General features: G+C 45.4%; 14 protein-coding genes. 4 read left to right on the top strand and 10 right to left on the bottom strand.

Annotated features, from left to right (window positions below):
- Positions 1-46 precede the first annotated feature (46 nt).
- The gene (locus tag MIC7113_RS02335; protein WP_315889670.1) at positions 47-1,306 is read left to right on the top strand and encodes an RRXRR domain-containing protein; all 1,260 of its coding nucleotides are present in this window, start codon (positions 47-49) and stop codon (positions 1,304-1,306) included.
- 137 nt (positions 1,307-1,443) lie between these two features.
- On the opposite strand, the gene MIC7113_RS02330 is transcribed toward MIC7113_RS02335, so the two are convergent.
- Positions 1,444-2,088, bottom strand: a complete 645-nt coding sequence (locus MIC7113_RS02330) for a bifunctional 4-hydroxy-2-oxoglutarate aldolase/2-dehydro-3-deoxy-phosphogluconate aldolase (RefSeq protein ID WP_015180568.1) — start codon at positions 2,086-2,088, stop codon at positions 1,444-1,446.
- Between the two features lie 480 nt (positions 2,089-2,568).
- On the opposite strand from MIC7113_RS02330, the gene MIC7113_RS02325 reads away from it, so the two are divergent.
- Both MIC7113_RS02325 and MIC7113_RS34145 read left to right on the top strand, forming a co-directional pair.
- A complete protein-coding gene (locus tag MIC7113_RS02325; protein WP_015180567.1) occupies positions 2,569-3,405 on the top strand; it encodes a DUF2382 domain-containing protein in 837 nt (278 codons plus the stop codon).
- 172 nt (positions 3,406-3,577) lie between these two features.
- Positions 3,578-4,507, top strand: coding sequence for a DUF2382 domain-containing protein (locus MIC7113_RS34145; protein ID WP_015180566.1), 930 nt, complete (start codon positions 3,578-3,580; stop codon positions 4,505-4,507).
- A 325-nt stretch (positions 4,508-4,832) separates the two neighbouring features.
- Here the strand turns inward: MIC7113_RS34145 and MIC7113_RS02315 are convergent, their stop codons facing one another.
- From MIC7113_RS02315 to MIC7113_RS02305, 3 genes are all read right to left on the bottom strand, one after another.
- Positions 4,833-5,201: a TSUP family transporter gene (locus MIC7113_RS02315; RefSeq protein WP_015180564.1), complete on the bottom strand. Its 369-nt coding sequence runs from the start codon at positions 5,199-5,201 to the stop codon at positions 4,833-4,835.
- 74 nt (positions 5,202-5,275) lie between these two features.
- Positions 5,276-6,241 (bottom strand): acetamidase/formamidase family protein, encoded by a 966-nt coding sequence (locus tag MIC7113_RS02310; protein WP_015180563.1) that lies wholly within the window; start codon positions 6,239-6,241, stop codon positions 5,276-5,278.
- 214 nt (positions 6,242-6,455) lie between these two features.
- Entirely contained in the window at positions 6,456-7,154 is a 699-nt protein-coding gene (locus MIC7113_RS02305; protein WP_015180562.1) for an HD domain-containing protein, read from the bottom strand.
- A gap of 21 nt (positions 7,155-7,175) precedes the next feature.
- Between MIC7113_RS02305 and MIC7113_RS02300 the strand changes: the two genes are divergently transcribed.
- Positions 7,176-7,796 (top strand): TenA family protein, encoded by a 621-nt coding sequence (locus tag MIC7113_RS02300; protein WP_015180561.1) that lies wholly within the window; start codon positions 7,176-7,178, stop codon positions 7,794-7,796.
- 43 nt (positions 7,797-7,839) lie between these two features.
- On the opposite strand, the gene MIC7113_RS02295 is transcribed toward MIC7113_RS02300, so the two are convergent.
- From MIC7113_RS02295 to MIC7113_RS02270, 6 genes are all read right to left on the bottom strand, one after another.
- Positions 7,840-8,307: a MarR family winged helix-turn-helix transcriptional regulator gene (locus tag MIC7113_RS02295; protein ID WP_015180560.1), complete on the bottom strand. Its 468-nt coding sequence runs from the start codon at positions 8,305-8,307 to the stop codon at positions 7,840-7,842.
- A gap of 346 nt (positions 8,308-8,653) precedes the next feature.
- Positions 8,654-9,961: an NF041680 family putative transposase gene (locus tag MIC7113_RS02290; RefSeq protein WP_015180559.1), complete on the bottom strand. Its 1,308-nt coding sequence runs from the start codon at positions 9,959-9,961 to the stop codon at positions 8,654-8,656.
- Positions 9,962-10,250: 289 nt separating this feature from the next.
- Complete coding sequence (locus MIC7113_RS02285; protein ID WP_015180558.1) at positions 10,251-11,660, bottom strand: DHA2 family efflux MFS transporter permease subunit; 1,410 nt, start codon at positions 11,658-11,660, stop codon at positions 10,251-10,253.
- 55 nt (positions 11,661-11,715) lie between these two features.
- Positions 11,716-12,993 carry an MFS transporter gene (locus MIC7113_RS02280; protein ID WP_015180557.1) on the bottom strand — a complete coding sequence of 426 codons (1,278 nt, stop codon included), beginning with the start codon at positions 12,991-12,993 and terminating at the stop codon, positions 11,716-11,718.
- 111 nt (positions 12,994-13,104) lie between these two features.
- Positions 13,105-14,595, bottom strand: coding sequence for an HlyD family secretion protein (locus MIC7113_RS02275; protein ID WP_015180556.1), 1,491 nt, complete (start codon positions 14,593-14,595; stop codon positions 13,105-13,107).
- A 231-nt stretch (positions 14,596-14,826) separates the two neighbouring features.
- The gene (locus MIC7113_RS02270) at positions 14,827-15,294 is read right to left on the bottom strand and encodes a MarR family winged helix-turn-helix transcriptional regulator (RefSeq protein WP_015180555.1); all 468 of its coding nucleotides are present in this window, start codon (positions 15,292-15,294) and stop codon (positions 14,827-14,829) included.
- Positions 15,295-15,438: the final 144 nt, after the last annotated feature.

Below are 15,438 nucleotides of genomic sequence, written 5' to 3'. Positions count from 1 at the left end.
TACTTCGTTGAACCCTGAGCTTAAAAGAGCCAGATTTCAATAAAAGTTGTCTACCGCTATTGGTCTGACACTGGCACACACGGCTGGATGTTCTCCTAGTTCAGCCTGCTGTAAGACCCCTGGCTTGGGTCGCTTTAAGACAGGACATCTTGTGTCAGATGGCGGTAAGGAGCAAGTCACATTTATTGGATTATCTCCAAAAATGCAACGAGTACCAGTGATTTCACCTGACGGGCTTCCACTAATGCCCACTAAAGCCTCAAGAGCTAGACGTTGGCTCAACGAGGGGAAAGCTAAAATCTACTCCAACGACCTGAATGTGTTTGCTATCCAGCTAGTTGGGAAACCATCTGGGCATGAAACTCAAGACGTGGTTATAGGTATCGACCCTGGCAAGTTGTTCAGTGGTGTCGGAGTTCAAAGTTCTAAAACTACTTTGCTCAAGCTTCACCTGATTCTTCCGTTTCCAAATGTCACCAAAAAAATGACAGCAAGACGGATACTTCGGAGAGCGAGGCGAGGTCGCAGAATTAACCGTAAACTACCTTATGACCAACGGTGTCATAGAGCCAAACGGTTCGATAACAGGGTTCAAAAGAAGCTACCTCCGAGCATTAGATCCAATCGCCAACTAGAGCTAAGGGTAATCAAGGAAATAATGCGATTATTCCCGGTTTCTAACATTGTCTACGAGTACATCAAAGCTCGTGGTGATAAAGGGTTTAGCCCAGCGATGGTGGGTCAGAAAGTCATGTTGCAATGGCTATCAAAGATTGCACCAACAGATACTCGGTATGGATGGCAGACTTCCAATCTAAGGCAGTGGTTAAAACTTCCAAAGGATAAGACGGATAAGTCAAAAGCTGTGGAAGAAACGCACAGCAATGATGGTGTTGCACTAGCTGCTAGTCATTTCATTAAGTGGCGGGAATGGCAATCAAGTAATGCGCGTGGTGGGTGTTGGGAGGGTGAAGTTATTGTTACACCAGCCCCATTCAAAGTGATAGCCAAGCCAAATATCTATAGGCGTCAGCTCCACTTTGAGAATCCTGACAGTCACAAACCTAATCCCAGTCAATACCGAAAACGCAAAGGTGGAACAATCACGCCTTTTGGCTTTCGGTCTGGTGACTTTGTTCAAGCTGAAAAAGCAAGTCAAATTTACAGAGGTTGGATTGGTGGTTACACCCAAACAGGCAAATCCAAAAACATCTCAGTTTACAACCATGAGTGGAAAAGAATTGGGCAATTTAGTCCTACTAAAATCAAATTGCTTAAGCGCTCATGCAAATTATGCGTGGCTTGAGGTAGAGGGATTGGACGCCTCCAAGACGATCGGCGTCCCGCTGTCCCTCTCCTCACTAAAGCTCCGGTGGTTGCTACGCAGAACCAGGGGACTACCGCGAACACGTTGAGTGATTAATCACCACTGGCGTTCTTGTGCTATTTCGCTGGAATCGCTAACTGTTCCCTGAGAGTTCGGGCGCGTTGCGCGATCGCTTTCCAATCTTCTGTCGCAATGAGCGCTTTGGGAAATAACTCGCCGGAAAGCCCCACGGCAATCGCTCCAGCGTTGAGAAACTCTTGTGCATTTTCCAGCGAGACTCCCCCAGTGGGAATTAAAGGAATGTGACCCAGTGGCCCTTGTAAAGCCTTGATATAACTAGCTCCACCTGCCGCCTGAATGGGAAATACCTTAATGCAGCTAGCGCCTGCCTCCCAAGCGGTGACAATTTCTGTCGGAGTCAAAGCACCCGGTACGATGGGGACACCAGCCTTAACGGCGGCAGCAATTAAAGTCAGATTAACGTGGGGCGTGAATAGAAACTGGGCACCCGCCTCAATCGCCTGTTCTAACTGCTCCAAGTTTAATAACGTACCCGTGCCGATGATACAGTGCGGTAACTCCGTGCGGAGTTGGCTGATCAGTTCAGGTGCTCGTTCGCTATTCCAGGTAATTTCAATCAGCGATAATCCCCCCAGTGCTGCCGCCTGAGCCATTTTATGACCGAGTGATGGCCAAGGCGATCGAATAACAGCAATAAACCGATGTTGCTGCAACAGAGTTAACCAAAATTGATTAGACATCTTCACTCTGGGGTGCCCGGTAGAGGAGGAAGGAAAATTTTTTCAGATCCGCGCTATTCAAGGTACTTATTTTTTCTACATATTTTGTAAAATGTCGCTTTTTGGGTAACGCTAAATGTTCTGTATTTTCGATTAATACGGTCAAATTTTCTAGTTCCTCTACCAACCGATGAATATTTTATTACATCTATACCAATCCTTAGAGAGATGAAATTAAATTTAAGCTATGCTTCTCTAATTAGGGGTTAATGTAACCTGGTCGTAATTCCCTATAAGGATAAGGAGCAAGGTGGTCTGGCTTTGAGTCCATATCAATTATTTATTACCTGCATTAATTAACATTACATTTGTTTTATTGAAACCTTAACCCAACAAAAATACAATTCTATACCCTTAGTATGATGATAAAAAAGGTCAGTTTTAATTAATGTATTAGGTAAGTAGTGATTAATACAAAACAAATTTAGGAGAATACAGCAAATGGCTCTTGTAAAACTTGCAGATGCTTATCCTAACTATAAGCAAGAAATTTTTGGTGGCGATGATATCAAAGGATATGATGTCTATACCGCTACTGATGAAAAAGTGGGCAGCGTTTATGACGCTCTTGTTGATGAAACAGGCCGTTTTCGTTATCTCGTAATTGACACGGGATTTTGGGTGTTTGGCAAGAAAGTTTTGGCTCCCATTGGTCGCGTGCGAATGGATTACGATCGTCACCGTGCTTACATTACAGGCTTGACCAAAGACCAAGCTGAACGGTTACCAGAATACAACGACAACATGACCGTTGACTACGACTATGAAGAACGAGTCAGAGGGATCTATCGACCAACAACAACGACGGCTCCGGTATCGACTTCTACCTATGACCGTAACACCTACAACTATGAGCATGACCGCTCACTCTACGATACAAATGAGCAAAATCATCAGAAAATCAAACTGTATGAAGAGCGCTTACTGACCAACAAACAGCGTCAAAAGACGGGTGAAGTTGCAGTAGGTAAGCATGTTGAAACCGAAACAGCCCGAGTATCTGTTCCCATCGAAAAAGAACGGGTGATTATTGAGCGCAGTAGCCCTACTGACACCCGAGAAGTTACGCCTGGGGCGGTAGACTTCCAGGAAGGTGAAGTGGCTCGCATGGAAGTGTACGAAGAGACGGCTGACATTCAAAAGAAAGCTTATGTGCGTGAAGAAGTCAGTATCCGGAAAGAAGTTGAGCGCGACACGGTGGATGCGACAGAAACAATTCGTCGTGAAGAGTTAGACATTGATGTTGATGGTAAGCCTATGATTAACAAAAAGCACTAGGCTTTTAACGTCATAGTCTTAGTCTTAAGCCGCTTTTGACAACAAGGCTGGTCGTTGAATCAGTAAAGCGATGACTCACTTATAAGAGTGATAGGTAGAGCGGGCAATATAGCTGGCTCTACCTATCTATAAAAAAGTATTTTAATCCGGACAATAAAAAGGAGATAAAAAGATGGTTGCCGATAATCCTGTCTCTACCAAAAACAAAACCCAAATTAAAGATTTATTGGAAAAGCTGAGAAACAAGCTGAAAGGCTTTGCGATCATCAACATGCAAGGTCAATTAGTAGGGCGGGTTACAGATATCTTTTTAGATAAAAGCTATCATCTGAATGTAGTGATGTCTAAAGCGGAAGATCAAGCAAACTCGCAAGTATATTTACTCAATAGTAAATATATTGAGAAGGTTGATGCTGTACACCGCTTACTTTTTGTAGATATCACTTCTCTAGAACTTGAGAAAATCCCTCTATATTCGATTGATAATCAGCAAGTACCAGAGGTTTCAGGCAGCTCTCAAAATCTATCCCTAATTCAGGAAACCGCCAGTAATCTTGAATCACAGGAACTTCATGAAACGGATTCCAGAGAAACTCGGTCTTCGGAAACCGAAGTAGCCACGGAAGACCTGACCGAATTTGATGATAACTCAAATGTGGTGGAAGAAGAGATCGTTCGTTTGCTAGAAGAGCGAGTGGTTGTCAACCGCCGCAAGCAAAAAGTTGGCGAAGTGGTGGTTCGCAAAGAAATCGAAACTCAAATTATCGAAGTCCCTATTCAACGCGAGATATTAATTATTGAGCAAGTCGGTTCAGAGACTAAAAGGCTTGCCGCAATTGACTTAAGTAAGGGGGAAGTTAGGGGTGTTGAATTAGCCAATCCTTCGATTTCTGAGATTCATCATCCAAAAGAGTCTCGTCATGAGAAGGGTTATCCAGTTAGAGGGGAATTTGTCTCTCCGAGAGCAGCGAGTAATCTTTTAGAGGCAATTGCACTACAAAAGCGGCACGGATGCGAAAAAATTCGCGTAGAATTGACAGTGGAAAACCCAGAACTTCAGAAAACTTACCAAAACATGTTTGACCGTTGCTCTATACGCTAAGAGAGAAGTTAAGCTCTTTTCGTGGGAGCATCCCAAATGTGTAAACTGCCCCTCAGACTAGAAGTCTGGGGCTATACAAACGAAGTCCGCCAGCGCGGACTAATCTTTAGCCTGCGGAGGCAGGCTTGGTTTGTGTAGCTGCGATTTCTAATCGTCTGGTATTTTTGCTTGCATTGGGATGCTCCCCTTTTCGTTATAGGTATTTGTTGGGTGCGTTAACACCGTGTAAGGCACCCACTCAGTGCGGTAATGGCCAGTTAATGTTTAATGGCTCAATCACCACTGAGGTAGGTTAGGGTCTAATAAACAACTGGTCATTCCATTATCAAAAGAATAAGTATCTAGCCCCAATCAACAGTAGAAAAAGGCCGTAGAGTTTTTTCATGAGTTCACTACTAATGAAGGGCTGATTAGCAAATAAGGCACCAAAAAGATTACCGATCACCAAACCGAGTGCAATGATAATGGCATGTTTAATATTGAGGTTGCCGTTGCGATGGTAGACAATAGCAGCCAAAATACCAATGGGTAAAATTTGAGCAGCCACAGAAGTACCCGTGGCAAACTTCTGATCCATACCCAATAACAGTACCATGGCGGGAACCATAATTGCGCCACCGCCAATGCCAAACATGCCGCCAGCAACGCCAGCTACTAAGCCAATTATCAAAAGTTGGAAGAGTAGAGAAGACATGAGTTATTATTCGTCTTTATTGATAAGTTTTACCTTGATTGAGCCGGTTTTAATCTAAGTTCGTTCGCCGCAATTTAAAGAGCGATCGCCTTGGGTAATATGGATTTAGGCAGCATACCATGAACCCCTTTGTGCGGACGATTGACCACCTGGGTAATATGGAAATTAACCGCAAGAGAACACAAAACATAGGCATCTTCGGCACTTAACCCGGCAAAATGTTCTAGGAAAGTTATCATCTGTTGAAGGGCAAATTCAAATGCCTGATCCAGTGTTTCACCAAACCCAAGAGTAATAATATCGGTAGGGGTTTCTGCCAGGGGAGCGCTCAATTGTAAATCCTTACGCAACTTAATCTGGATAGTGCCATTCATCGACGTTTCAATTGCGGTTACATTAATTTCACCATCTCCTTGAGCTGCATGTCCGTCCCCCATAGAAAATAGTGCACCAGGGACAAATATGGGCAAAAAGATGCTTGAACCAGCTTGCAATTCTCGATTATCAATATTGCCTCCATAAACTCCGGGAGGAACCGAAGAACGGTTCGTTTCATCTGTGGCAACACCGAGGATACCAAAGAAGGGTTTCAGAGGAATAGATATGCCGCTACCGTTAGGGAATTGTGCCACACCCTTGTCTAAATCCAACGGGATAAACCGTAGTCTTGGTTCTGTAAACTGTTGGGGTAAGGCTCCCCATCCTGGGCGAATGGCGTTGAATCCGACGGGTAAACGAGGTGAGATATCTTGCAGCTTCACTTCCAGAACATCTCCCGGTTCAGCACCATTCACATAAATGGGTCCGGTGAGCAAGTGTGGCCCTGGCCCAGCTTTGCGTTTTGTGGGTAAATGTTGACAAATTTCTAGCAATTCCGCTGTCAGAAATTCCGGCGGCGCTTTGTCATAAATATAGAAACCCGTGTAAGTTTCAACATCAATGCTGTCGCCTGAATTAACCACTAATGCGGGTTCCAACTCATGGGAAAAACCGCCTAAATGAACCGTTTGACAGCTAGCTTTAAGAATGTGGTGAGTCATCTAGCTCTATAGAAGCATTAACAAAAGCATTGCCATTCAATTATGCAGGGTAGTGACGCAGTTGCGAGAGGTATCTCCAGTAGATTGGGTATTAGAGGCATTGCCTCAGCCAATCATACTATCAGGCTTATCGCTTGCTGAACAGTTTTGATGAAAATGGTAATTCCACCAGAAGTGGAGTGGGGGTAATATGGCTGAGTCAATCAATGTGTCGCTAAAACACCGATGTATTGTCGTCAGTCTTCTCGCGACTGAGCTTAATTTTTAACGATAAATCGGTTGCTTCAAGCTGCAAATTATGCTTGGCTTGTTTCTCGAAATTTGTATAAGCGTAATCTGTTAAATATAGTCTTTCTCGCTGCAAAAATTGAGTTAAAACTCTTTGTCTTCCTATCTGATAATCTACGTCAGACATCCACGAATATTCTTGACGAATTGCATGAGCATAAGTCTGGTATTCCCCCTGAGTTGCACCAAGGATAGATAAATCAGCATCCAGAAAAATTTGATTGTCTATATCAGTGGGTAAGGCTTGATGATTTTGGGTCGTCAAAATCAGGTATTTAACCCGATTAATTATGATTTGAGGAATTTTTAAGGAGTAGAGTGCAGCTTCTGCGTATTCAGCGCTTTTTTCTTCGTTATCTTGAGCTTGAGGGTCATAGATAACATCATGAAACCAAGCCGCAAGTTGAACAGGAATGTAATCTAAACTATGCGATTTCATCTGTTCAATTATTTCTAATACTTGATTAATATGCTGTAAGTTATGATAAAATCTTTCAGGGCGAGAGTAAGCATTGACTAAGTCAAAAAATACTTTTTGTTCTAACTCAGTCTCCACTAAAAATGGTTGGAGTAAAGTTTTCCAACGGAATTTTAGGATTTTCAACGTGTTGATAAAAGGCTTCATTGAATGTGATAAGAGCTAACAATGACGATTAGCAAAGACTTATGGCAGTCTAATCAAGACTTAGCACAAGCCTGTCTGGAACACCCTTTTGTACAAGGGATTGCCACTGGCACCCTCGATCGCACAAAATTCGCGTACTATGTGGGTCAAGATGCCTTTTTTCTAGAAGCTTTCGCTCGTGCTTATAGTATTGCCGCCGCTAAAGCGATGGATTGGCAAGAATTTAATACGTTTCATCGTCTTGCTGGGGGTGTTCTCGAAGAACTGAAGCTTCACGAAGGTTATGCGGCAAGCTGGGGAGTGGACTTGCGAACAGTCGAACCGGGTGCAGCAACACGTCGCTATACGGATTTTTTACTGGCAACCGCTTGGGGGTGTGAATTAAGTTTAATTACGGTGGCGATGACTCCCTGTATGCGTCTTTATGCGTTTTTAGGTCAACAATTGGCTGATGATGGGATTCCAACTCATCAATATACAGATTGGATTCGCACCTATAGTCATCCAGAGTTTGAGGAACTGGCGCAGAAGCTAGAGGGTTTAACTGACCAGTATACTCACCTGACGGCATCGGTAGAATCAACGTATCGTTATGCCATGTTGTGTGAGCGCGACTTCTTTGAGGCGGCTTGGCAACTGTGAACAGAATCTGGATGAACGAGAGGTTTGCTCCCTATCCAACCCTTTAAGAAAAATTAGCGATCGCTTGGTCAATCAACCTCGAAAGTAATTCTCGCTCAGCTTCAGGAATTCCTGCCATCGCCTGTTCCCGGATTTCCCGCGCAATCGGAGGCAACACTTCTTCTAACTCCTTGCCAGCTTGGGTTAACCAAATCCGCCAAATTCTGCGATCGCGCGAATCTCGTTCCCGACGCACTAACCCTCGTTCCTCCATGCGATCAAGTACCCCGGTTAAAGTGCCTCCGACTTGTTGTAGTCTTTCCCCAATGCTGGAGGTTGCCAATCCGTCTTCTTGCCACAAGCAACACAGGACAACCCAATGAAACGGTGTTAGTCCATACGGCTCTAATCGCTCCTGGAACGTGCGACTAAGCAGCATCGAGAGCAGTTTAATCCGGTAGCCGAGGCTTTGGGGAGCGAGAACTTCCTCCCACTCTGCCAAATGACTGCGATTCACAGAAGAAAAAGGCATCAAGCAACAATCAATGACGAGTATGCAAGATTACGGTAACATCTTTGTTTTACTTATTGTTGTTACATGTCTTAATGGGCGGCAGCCCCTGCACCAGGCTTCACTTTCTTACAGAAGAGTAAAATCACACCACTGACGAGTAGAGCAATACCGATAAAGTAAAAGCTGTCATTAAACGCCATCACGAAGGCTTCGCGGCGGATAATCCCATCAATCGTGGCGATCGCTTGATTATGAGCCGTTGTCGCGTCAATGCCTTTACTGATAACTGGAGATTAGACTACGACAAACTAACTCAGCGATAACAAAAGCTGAGAAAGAAGAACAGCCAGAGAAAAAATAGAGATTAAGCAGCTTTTTTTGTCCGTTTTTTGTGTGGTGTTTTTCCTTTTTTCACTACTGGGTAACGAGTTTTTTTAGTACGTTTGTTCCCGGCTTGCCAACCCGGAGACTTTCCACGGGGTTTGGGAGAGACAGCCGGTGTGCCAATCTCCGGTAAAAGTAATGCGAACGACTCAGCCACCCGCCCAGGAGTTAAATTTGACAGGGGTTTTTGCCAAGGAAGGTGGTGTTGTGCCACCAAGTCTCTAGCTAACCATAATTCCCAAGTCAATATGGGCATTAAATCACTCCACCTTTCACATTGGCATGGAGTACTCAGTTGAGGAACTGTCCAATGTAATCGTTGTTTAAGAAAACGATACCAGTGGTCAACAGCAAAGCGACGTAAATATTGTCGCCAAATCTCAGGCAGGGGCAGCATTTCCTGACCTACCCACACCAACCATAACGGTTGAGACTTTGAGTGTGATTGCTCCGGCAGGATACGTTCGACTAAAATTAATTGCATAGCAATTGAAGCACTACCAGAAAAATGCAGGTCTTGCCACATCCGGACTCGAAGTTGCCCAAACCTTGAGTCCTCAACTTCAACCATTTCAGTAGCTTCCCACCAAGTTGATGAGTCGTTGAGCTTAAATTTTTGACCATGTTTTCTGGGTCGTCCCTTACCTGTATAGGCAGGAGGTGCTGAGTATAAACAACGATTAGAACGAATCCTCATCAAAAAGTCGGCTTCTATCTGGGCTGTTTGATTGAGCAAGGAAGCATTGCCATATTCACTATCGAGTAAAATCATCGGACGTAGTGGCAAATACTTACAAGCTTGTTTGATTTGCCAAGCAGCTTTGCTAATCGGATTCTCCCAACTGGTAATCCGCTCATGTCTCAAAGGTAATGCCCAACTGCCCTTATGTTCGGGTATCCAAGCTATGGTACTGTATCCTTGACCGATACTAATCGGTTTGTTGGAAGCGATCGCACTTGGCTGATGGCAGTAAGTACGGTCTTGCAATGTTGGTGAATGAACTCTTGCCCAAGCCGTATGATCTACGGCTAAAACGGGGCGCTCCTGCACTAGTATCTGTTTGATATACAGGCGCATTAACTTGTTGCGATTCGGTCTACAGTCTTGTAGAGCTTCATATATGCTCGGCCACTTCCGTCGAAAAAAGGGACTTAAAGAAAATTCAGCTAGGCTATAGACATTGCGAGTTGTGAGTACAGCATCAGTCAACTCAAAAGTAGCATCCTGCGCGAAGTTAATTAAGTCGTAAACTTGTTGGCGAAATTCTTGAAGTTGTTTATAGTTCATGCAGGGGAGAAATGATCGATTTTGGTTAATTATCATTTTCTCCCCTTTCCCATGACTTATACATGTCAGGTTGGATGCTCTTGATTAGGGTAGACACGGAAACACAGAACCGGAGAGACACACGCGAGAGTTTTTGTTCTGGGCAATCATCCCGGCTTGAGCTTAAGTCTGTATCATTTCATGTCAGTTTCATTGCGCTGAGTTTTATTCGCGATTGGCACTCGCGAACTTGACTAATTTTTTTGCCGTAATTACTGCTTCTCTACTCGGCACTCCTTGCCATCGTAGTCTAAACTCCAGTGATAAACGCCTGCGTCAGTTGCTCAATCCGTTGCTGCGTTTCTGGGTCAAATACTGAAACCCCCTCACCAATCCGATTCGAGTGAAACTGCTCTCTGCGCGTCAACAGTGTGGATAAAATGGCAATTCCAATCGACCCCCCCAAATTCCGCAGCATGTTAAACAAACCAGAGGCAGAACCCGCCTGTGCCGGTTCAATCCCACCTGTGGTAATCGAAGTCAGCGGTACAATCATCAGGGGTTGTCCCGCTGCGCGAACCAATTGAGACCAGCGTAATTGCTCAATACCCGTCTCATGAGTCATGTGCGAGTTCATAAAACAACTCACAGCAAACAAGCTAAATCCAATCGCCGCTAAAAATCGAGCATCGAAACGCTGCATCAGCTTTGGCACAAAGGGAATTAAAAAGAGTTGAGGTAATCCCGACCACATGATCACCTCGCCAATTTGCATGGCAGTATAGCCCTGAATCCTAGAAAGATACAACGGCAAAATGTAGATCGAGCCGAATAGTCCTAGTCCCAAGGAAAGAGCAGAAATACTACCGATGCCGAAATTGCGACGTAATAACAAGCGCAAATTAATAAATGGTCGTCTCCGCGTCAACTCAATCCACAAGAAGAGGGACAAAAATACCACAGAAACGATCGCTAACTGGGAAATCTCTTGAGAAGCAAACCAGTCTTTGCGGTTCCCCTCTTCTAAAACCACCTCCAAGCAACCTAAACCAATCGCCATCGAGATAATCCCCCACCAATCGCCCCCCTTCAACAAATTCAGTTGCATCGGTTTGGCAGGAATCGCATAAGCGATCGCACTGAGCATCATGATTCCAGGAATCACGTTCAAATAGAAGTTGTACTGCCAACCCAGGTTATCCGTCAGCCATCCCCCCAAGGTTGGCCCAATCGAGGGTGCAAAGGTGGCAGTAATCGCAAACAGCGCCATCCCTACTGGCTGTTTAGCGGGGGGTAAACTCGTCAGCACAATGGTCAACGCCATCGGAATCAGCACCCCTCCGGTGAAGCCTTGCAGTGCGCGGAAACCAATCATCATCGGCAGATTCACCGACCAGGCACAGCAAATGGAGAAGAAAATAAACAGAGTAGTATTAAAAAATAGATATCGACGTACAGAAAAGACCTGGGACAACCAGCCGGTAAGGGGAATAACGACCACCTCCGCAACTAAATAAGCCGTGGAAATCCAAGACCCCTCTTCCAAGGAGGCACCCAACGCCGCCTGAATTTCTTGGAGTGACGAGTTGGTAATTTGGATATCCAAAACCGCCATAAATGCACCCAGCATCGCCCCCATCAGACCGATCCAGGTTTTTAGGGTCACTTGCTCGGATCTAGGCGTTTGCTCTGGCTTTCTAATTGCATCGGTATCAGTCATGAGAGATTTGCCGTTGCGAACTGAGTAGATAGATTGCCGTAATCGTAGGCTCAAATCATGAATAAGACTTAGAAATTAATCCAATTTTGTGGTAAATCGGGCGAATTAAACGCCTTAAATTTGGCAACTGCTGGGCAAAAATCATAGAACCCAAAATACAGAACAGTCCACCAATCATGACTGTATTCGGTGCACCGATGCGACTAGCTAAAGCTCCCGATGCTAAATTGCCAAAGGGTAAGACACCTAAAAACGCCATGGTATAAAAACTCATCAATCGCCCACGTTTATCTTCCTCCACAATGGTTTGTAAAATCGTATTACTTGAAGCAATTTGCAAAATTGAAGCACAGCCAACAATCAACATCATCAATAAGGACAGCCACAGAAGACGGGATTGAGAAAAAATAATCAATGCCATCCCTAACCCAGCGGGAGAAAAAGCAATAATTTTACCTAAACCCACTACACTCTGGCGCGAACTCAGGTAAATTCCTCCCATTAACGCGCCCACTCCCACCGCTGCCATGAGAAACCCTAAGGTTTGAGCGTCACCATGAAGAATTTTTGTAGCAAAGATGGGTACCAAAACCGTATAAGGCATCCCCATAAAACTGAATAAGGCGAGTAATAATAAAATCGCTCGGATAGGTGGAAACCCAAAGGCATAGTTGAATCCTTCTTTCAATCTTTGCCAGACATTGCCCTGGTGAGGAGTAATGGTTCTCGACTTGAGCTTCATCGCTAATAAGCCAGCAATGACAGCAATATAGCTGAGTCCATCAATCAGAAAACATACACCGGCTCCAACACTAGCAATCAATAATCCTGCAATCGCCGGCCCTACTAATCGAGCTCCATTGAAAACTGAGGAATTGAGTGCGATCGCATTTCCCAAATTCTCTTTTTTATCAATAATCTCCATCACAAAAGCCTGACGAGCTGGAGAATCAACGGCGTTGATTAACCCTTGAAAAAGGCTCAATAGAATAATATGCCAAATCGCAATAGTACCCGTCAGCGCTAAAAAAGCTAACAGCAAGGATTGAAGCATCGACAGGGCTTGAGTGCCTATCAAAATCCGGTGACGATTCCAACGATCGACCAGAATTCCCCCAAACGGAGCAATCACAAAATTGAGAATTTGGCTGGAAAATCCCACAATTCCTAACAATAAAGCCGAATCAGTCAATTGATAAACGAGCCAAATCGTAGCAATTTGAGTCATCCAAGTGCCAATCAGAGAAATGGCTTGACCCGTAAAAAAGAGACGGTAATTTCTCGACTCTAATGCTCGTAGAATGGGCTTCAACTTTGATACACCAAAATTCATGAATAAATGCCTATTTCTAACTCCAATCAGCCTATCCAATACAGGTAATAATCATCTCTACTCAAAGCGAGATTGCTCATTGGTATTCTATGTAATTTTTGGGGTGAGCTACTATTGATGTTCTACACTAACAACGGCTGACATCCCTGGGGTAATCCGCGATTCATATCCCTGAATACTTTGGGGATCAAAGGCAATTTTTATGGGGATACGCTGCACAATTTTGGTGAAGTTACCCGTAGCATTATCCGGAGGGAGGAGGGCAAATTGAGAGCCTGAAGCCGGTGAGATACTATCTACACGACCTTTAAAGGTGTGATGCGGGAAAGCATCCAGTTTGATCTCTACCTCTTGCCCTGGTTTAATCTCTTCCAACTGAGTTTCTTTGAAGTTTGCGGTGATCCAATAATCGCTCTCAACGATGGCCATCAAGGGGCTTCCGGGTTGTACACGTTGCCCGACTTCGATAGTTTTGCGACCCACGCGCCCACTACTGGGTGCAAAAATATTGGCGTAGGACAGTTGAAGTTGGGCGTCTTTGAGAGAAGCTTCCGCTTGTGCGATCGCCGATTGTGCCGCTGCGTACTGAGCGCGGTTCACCTGTGTTTGTTGCCCACTCGCTGTAGCCTGTTGTAATCCACCCTTGGAAGCGGTGAGTTTAGCCTGGGCACTCGCCACCCCTTCTTGAGCCTGAGCTAATTGAGACTGTGCTCTGGCGACACCTTGTTGAGCTTGAGCCAGCCTAGCTTGCGCTTGTTGTACACCTTGTTCAGCCGCACTCTTTTGGGCACGAGCTACCTCATAGGCGGCTTTGGCGGTGTCTAACTGCTGGCGGGCAATTGCGCCTTGCTGATAAAGGGTTGCGTAGCGGTTGTAATCGGTTTGAGCCTTCTGCAACGTCGCCTCTGCCTGTGAAACTTGGGCTTGAGCCACAGGAATACCGGCTTGGGCTTCGGCAACGGCGGATTGAGCCGAAGGAATCGCTGTTTTTGCCTCTTCTACAGCGGCTTGCGCGGTAGAAATCGCTGCAACGGAGGCTGTGACATCTCCTTGTGCTTGAACGGTTTTAGCTTGGGTTGTTTCTGCGGCGAGCGGAATCGTCGCTTGCGCGGCATTGGCTTGACGTTTAGCGGCTTCTAGAGCAGCTTGTGCTTGTAGGACTTTGGCCTCAAAGTCACGGGGGTCAAGCTTGACTAACAATTGTCCCTGTTTGACCAACTGGTTATCGTTCACCTCAATCTCGGAAACGGTGCCATTGACTCGGCTACTGACTGGGTGAATATGACCGGCAACGGTGGCGTTGTCGGTTTCTTCATGGGTGGAGGCGTATTGCCACTGATGATAGCCAAAGCTAGCCGCCACAATCGCCCCGATTCCTGCGATCGCAAAAATCAAAGGCTTGCGATTTTTCTGCTTTGGCGTGGGTTCCGGAGTCAATGGCTGAACTTGTCCGAGTTCTGCGTCTTGAGCAACGGCAGGCGCTTCGGGTAGAGTCGCAACTTCTACCGAATCGGTCGTTACAGACTTGGTTTGTGCAGGCAACGGTTCGACAATGGCTGTTGAAACCCGTCCGTTTGATGAGCCATGATTTGAGTGTTCCATGGTAGCGATCCCTTGCAGTTCCTAGAATTGGAGAGTTGTCGTGAAGTCTAAATTTTGGTAAGTAAGCTTTCGTTTAGAGTACGTAATATTGCCTGAGATGTACTTCCGGAGGAAGAGAAAATTAGGGATTTAGGTCATTTATTTAGGGTGCGTACTATTAAAGTAACAATACTTAAAGCTTTGAAGAATCCCCCGGTCGGGTGAGCCAGAATATCAGCCTGAGGGAAGCTGTCAAGAAAGATTGGCGATCGCAGAATCGATGAGCTGTGAAAGTCGTTCTTGTTCAGGGAGCGAAATGCCTGACATCGCCTGATCGAACACCTCTGTGACAATCGGAGGTAGCACCTCTGCCAGTTCCTTGCCCGAATCGGTGAGCCAGATGCGACAGATACGGCGATCACGGGCATCACGCTCCCGACGTACCAACCCTCGTTCTTCCATGCGATCAAGTACTCCGGTTAACGTGCCTCCGACCTGTTGCAGCCTCTCCCCAAGGGTGGAAGTAGCCAATCCATCTTCCTGCCACAAACAGCACAGCACAACCCAGTGAAACGGAGTTAGCTCAAACGGCTCCAATTGCTCCTGCAACCTGCGAGTTTGTAGCTGGGAAAGCAGTTTAATTCGGTACCCCAGATTATGAGGAGCCAGAACTTCCTCCCAATTCCCCAAGAGTCTGCGATTCAAAGAAATAGAGAGCATGGAGCCTGCAATTACTACGTACACGTACTATTAACAATAAGCCTTTTTTAGCCCTCTAACAACTCTCATCCAGGGCTGAGCCAACATCTGTTCGCCGTCGCCGAATCTCTTCTTGGCTTCTGTGTGCCCTCTGAGGCTCTGTAG

The sequence above is a fragment of the Allocoleopsis franciscana PCC 7113 genome (genome assembly GCF_000317515.1).
GTDB lineage: Bacteria > Cyanobacteriota > Cyanobacteriia > Cyanobacteriales > Coleofasciculaceae > Allocoleopsis > Allocoleopsis franciscana.
This window is presented reverse-complemented; position numbering and strand designations above follow the sequence as displayed.

Coding starts and splice junctions, on each gene's coding strand:
- MIC7113_RS02300 (WP_015180561.1), top strand. CDS start 7,176: ATGACGATTAGCAAAGACTTATGGCAGTCTAATCAAGACTTAGCACAA.
- MIC7113_RS02330 (WP_015180568.1), bottom strand. CDS start 2,088: ATGTCTAATCAATTTTGGTTAACTCTGTTGCAGCAACATCGGTTTATT.
- MIC7113_RS02280 (WP_015180557.1), bottom strand. CDS start 12,993: ATGAATTTTGGTGTATCAAAGTTGAAGCCCATTCTACGAGCATTAGAG.
- MIC7113_RS02315 (WP_015180564.1), bottom strand. CDS start 5,201: ATGTCTTCTCTACTCTTCCAACTTTTGATAATTGGCTTAGTAGCTGGC.
- MIC7113_RS02275 (WP_015180556.1), bottom strand. CDS start 14,595: ATGGAACACTCAAATCATGGCTCATCAAACGGACGGGTTTCAACAGCC.
- MIC7113_RS02310 (WP_015180563.1), bottom strand. CDS start 6,241: ATGACTCACCACATTCTTAAAGCTAGCTGTCAAACGGTTCATTTAGGC.
- MIC7113_RS02295 (WP_015180560.1), bottom strand. CDS start 8,307: ATGCCTTTTTCTTCTGTGAATCGCAGTCATTTGGCAGAGTGGGAGGAA.
- MIC7113_RS02270 (WP_015180555.1), bottom strand. CDS start 15,294: ATGCTCTCTATTTCTTTGAATCGCAGACTCTTGGGGAATTGGGAGGAA.
- MIC7113_RS34145 (WP_015180566.1), top strand. CDS start 3,578: ATGGTTGCCGATAATCCTGTCTCTACCAAAAACAAAACCCAAATTAAA.
- MIC7113_RS02285 (WP_015180558.1), bottom strand. CDS start 11,660: ATGACTGATACCGATGCAATTAGAAAGCCAGAGCAAACGCCTAGATCC.
- MIC7113_RS02325 (WP_015180567.1), top strand. CDS start 2,569: ATGGCTCTTGTAAAACTTGCAGATGCTTATCCTAACTATAAGCAAGAA.
- MIC7113_RS02290 (WP_015180559.1), bottom strand. CDS start 9,961: ATGAACTATAAACAACTTCAAGAATTTCGCCAACAAGTTTACGACTTA.
- MIC7113_RS02305 (WP_015180562.1), bottom strand. CDS start 7,154: ATGAAGCCTTTTATCAACACGTTGAAAATCCTAAAATTCCGTTGGAAA.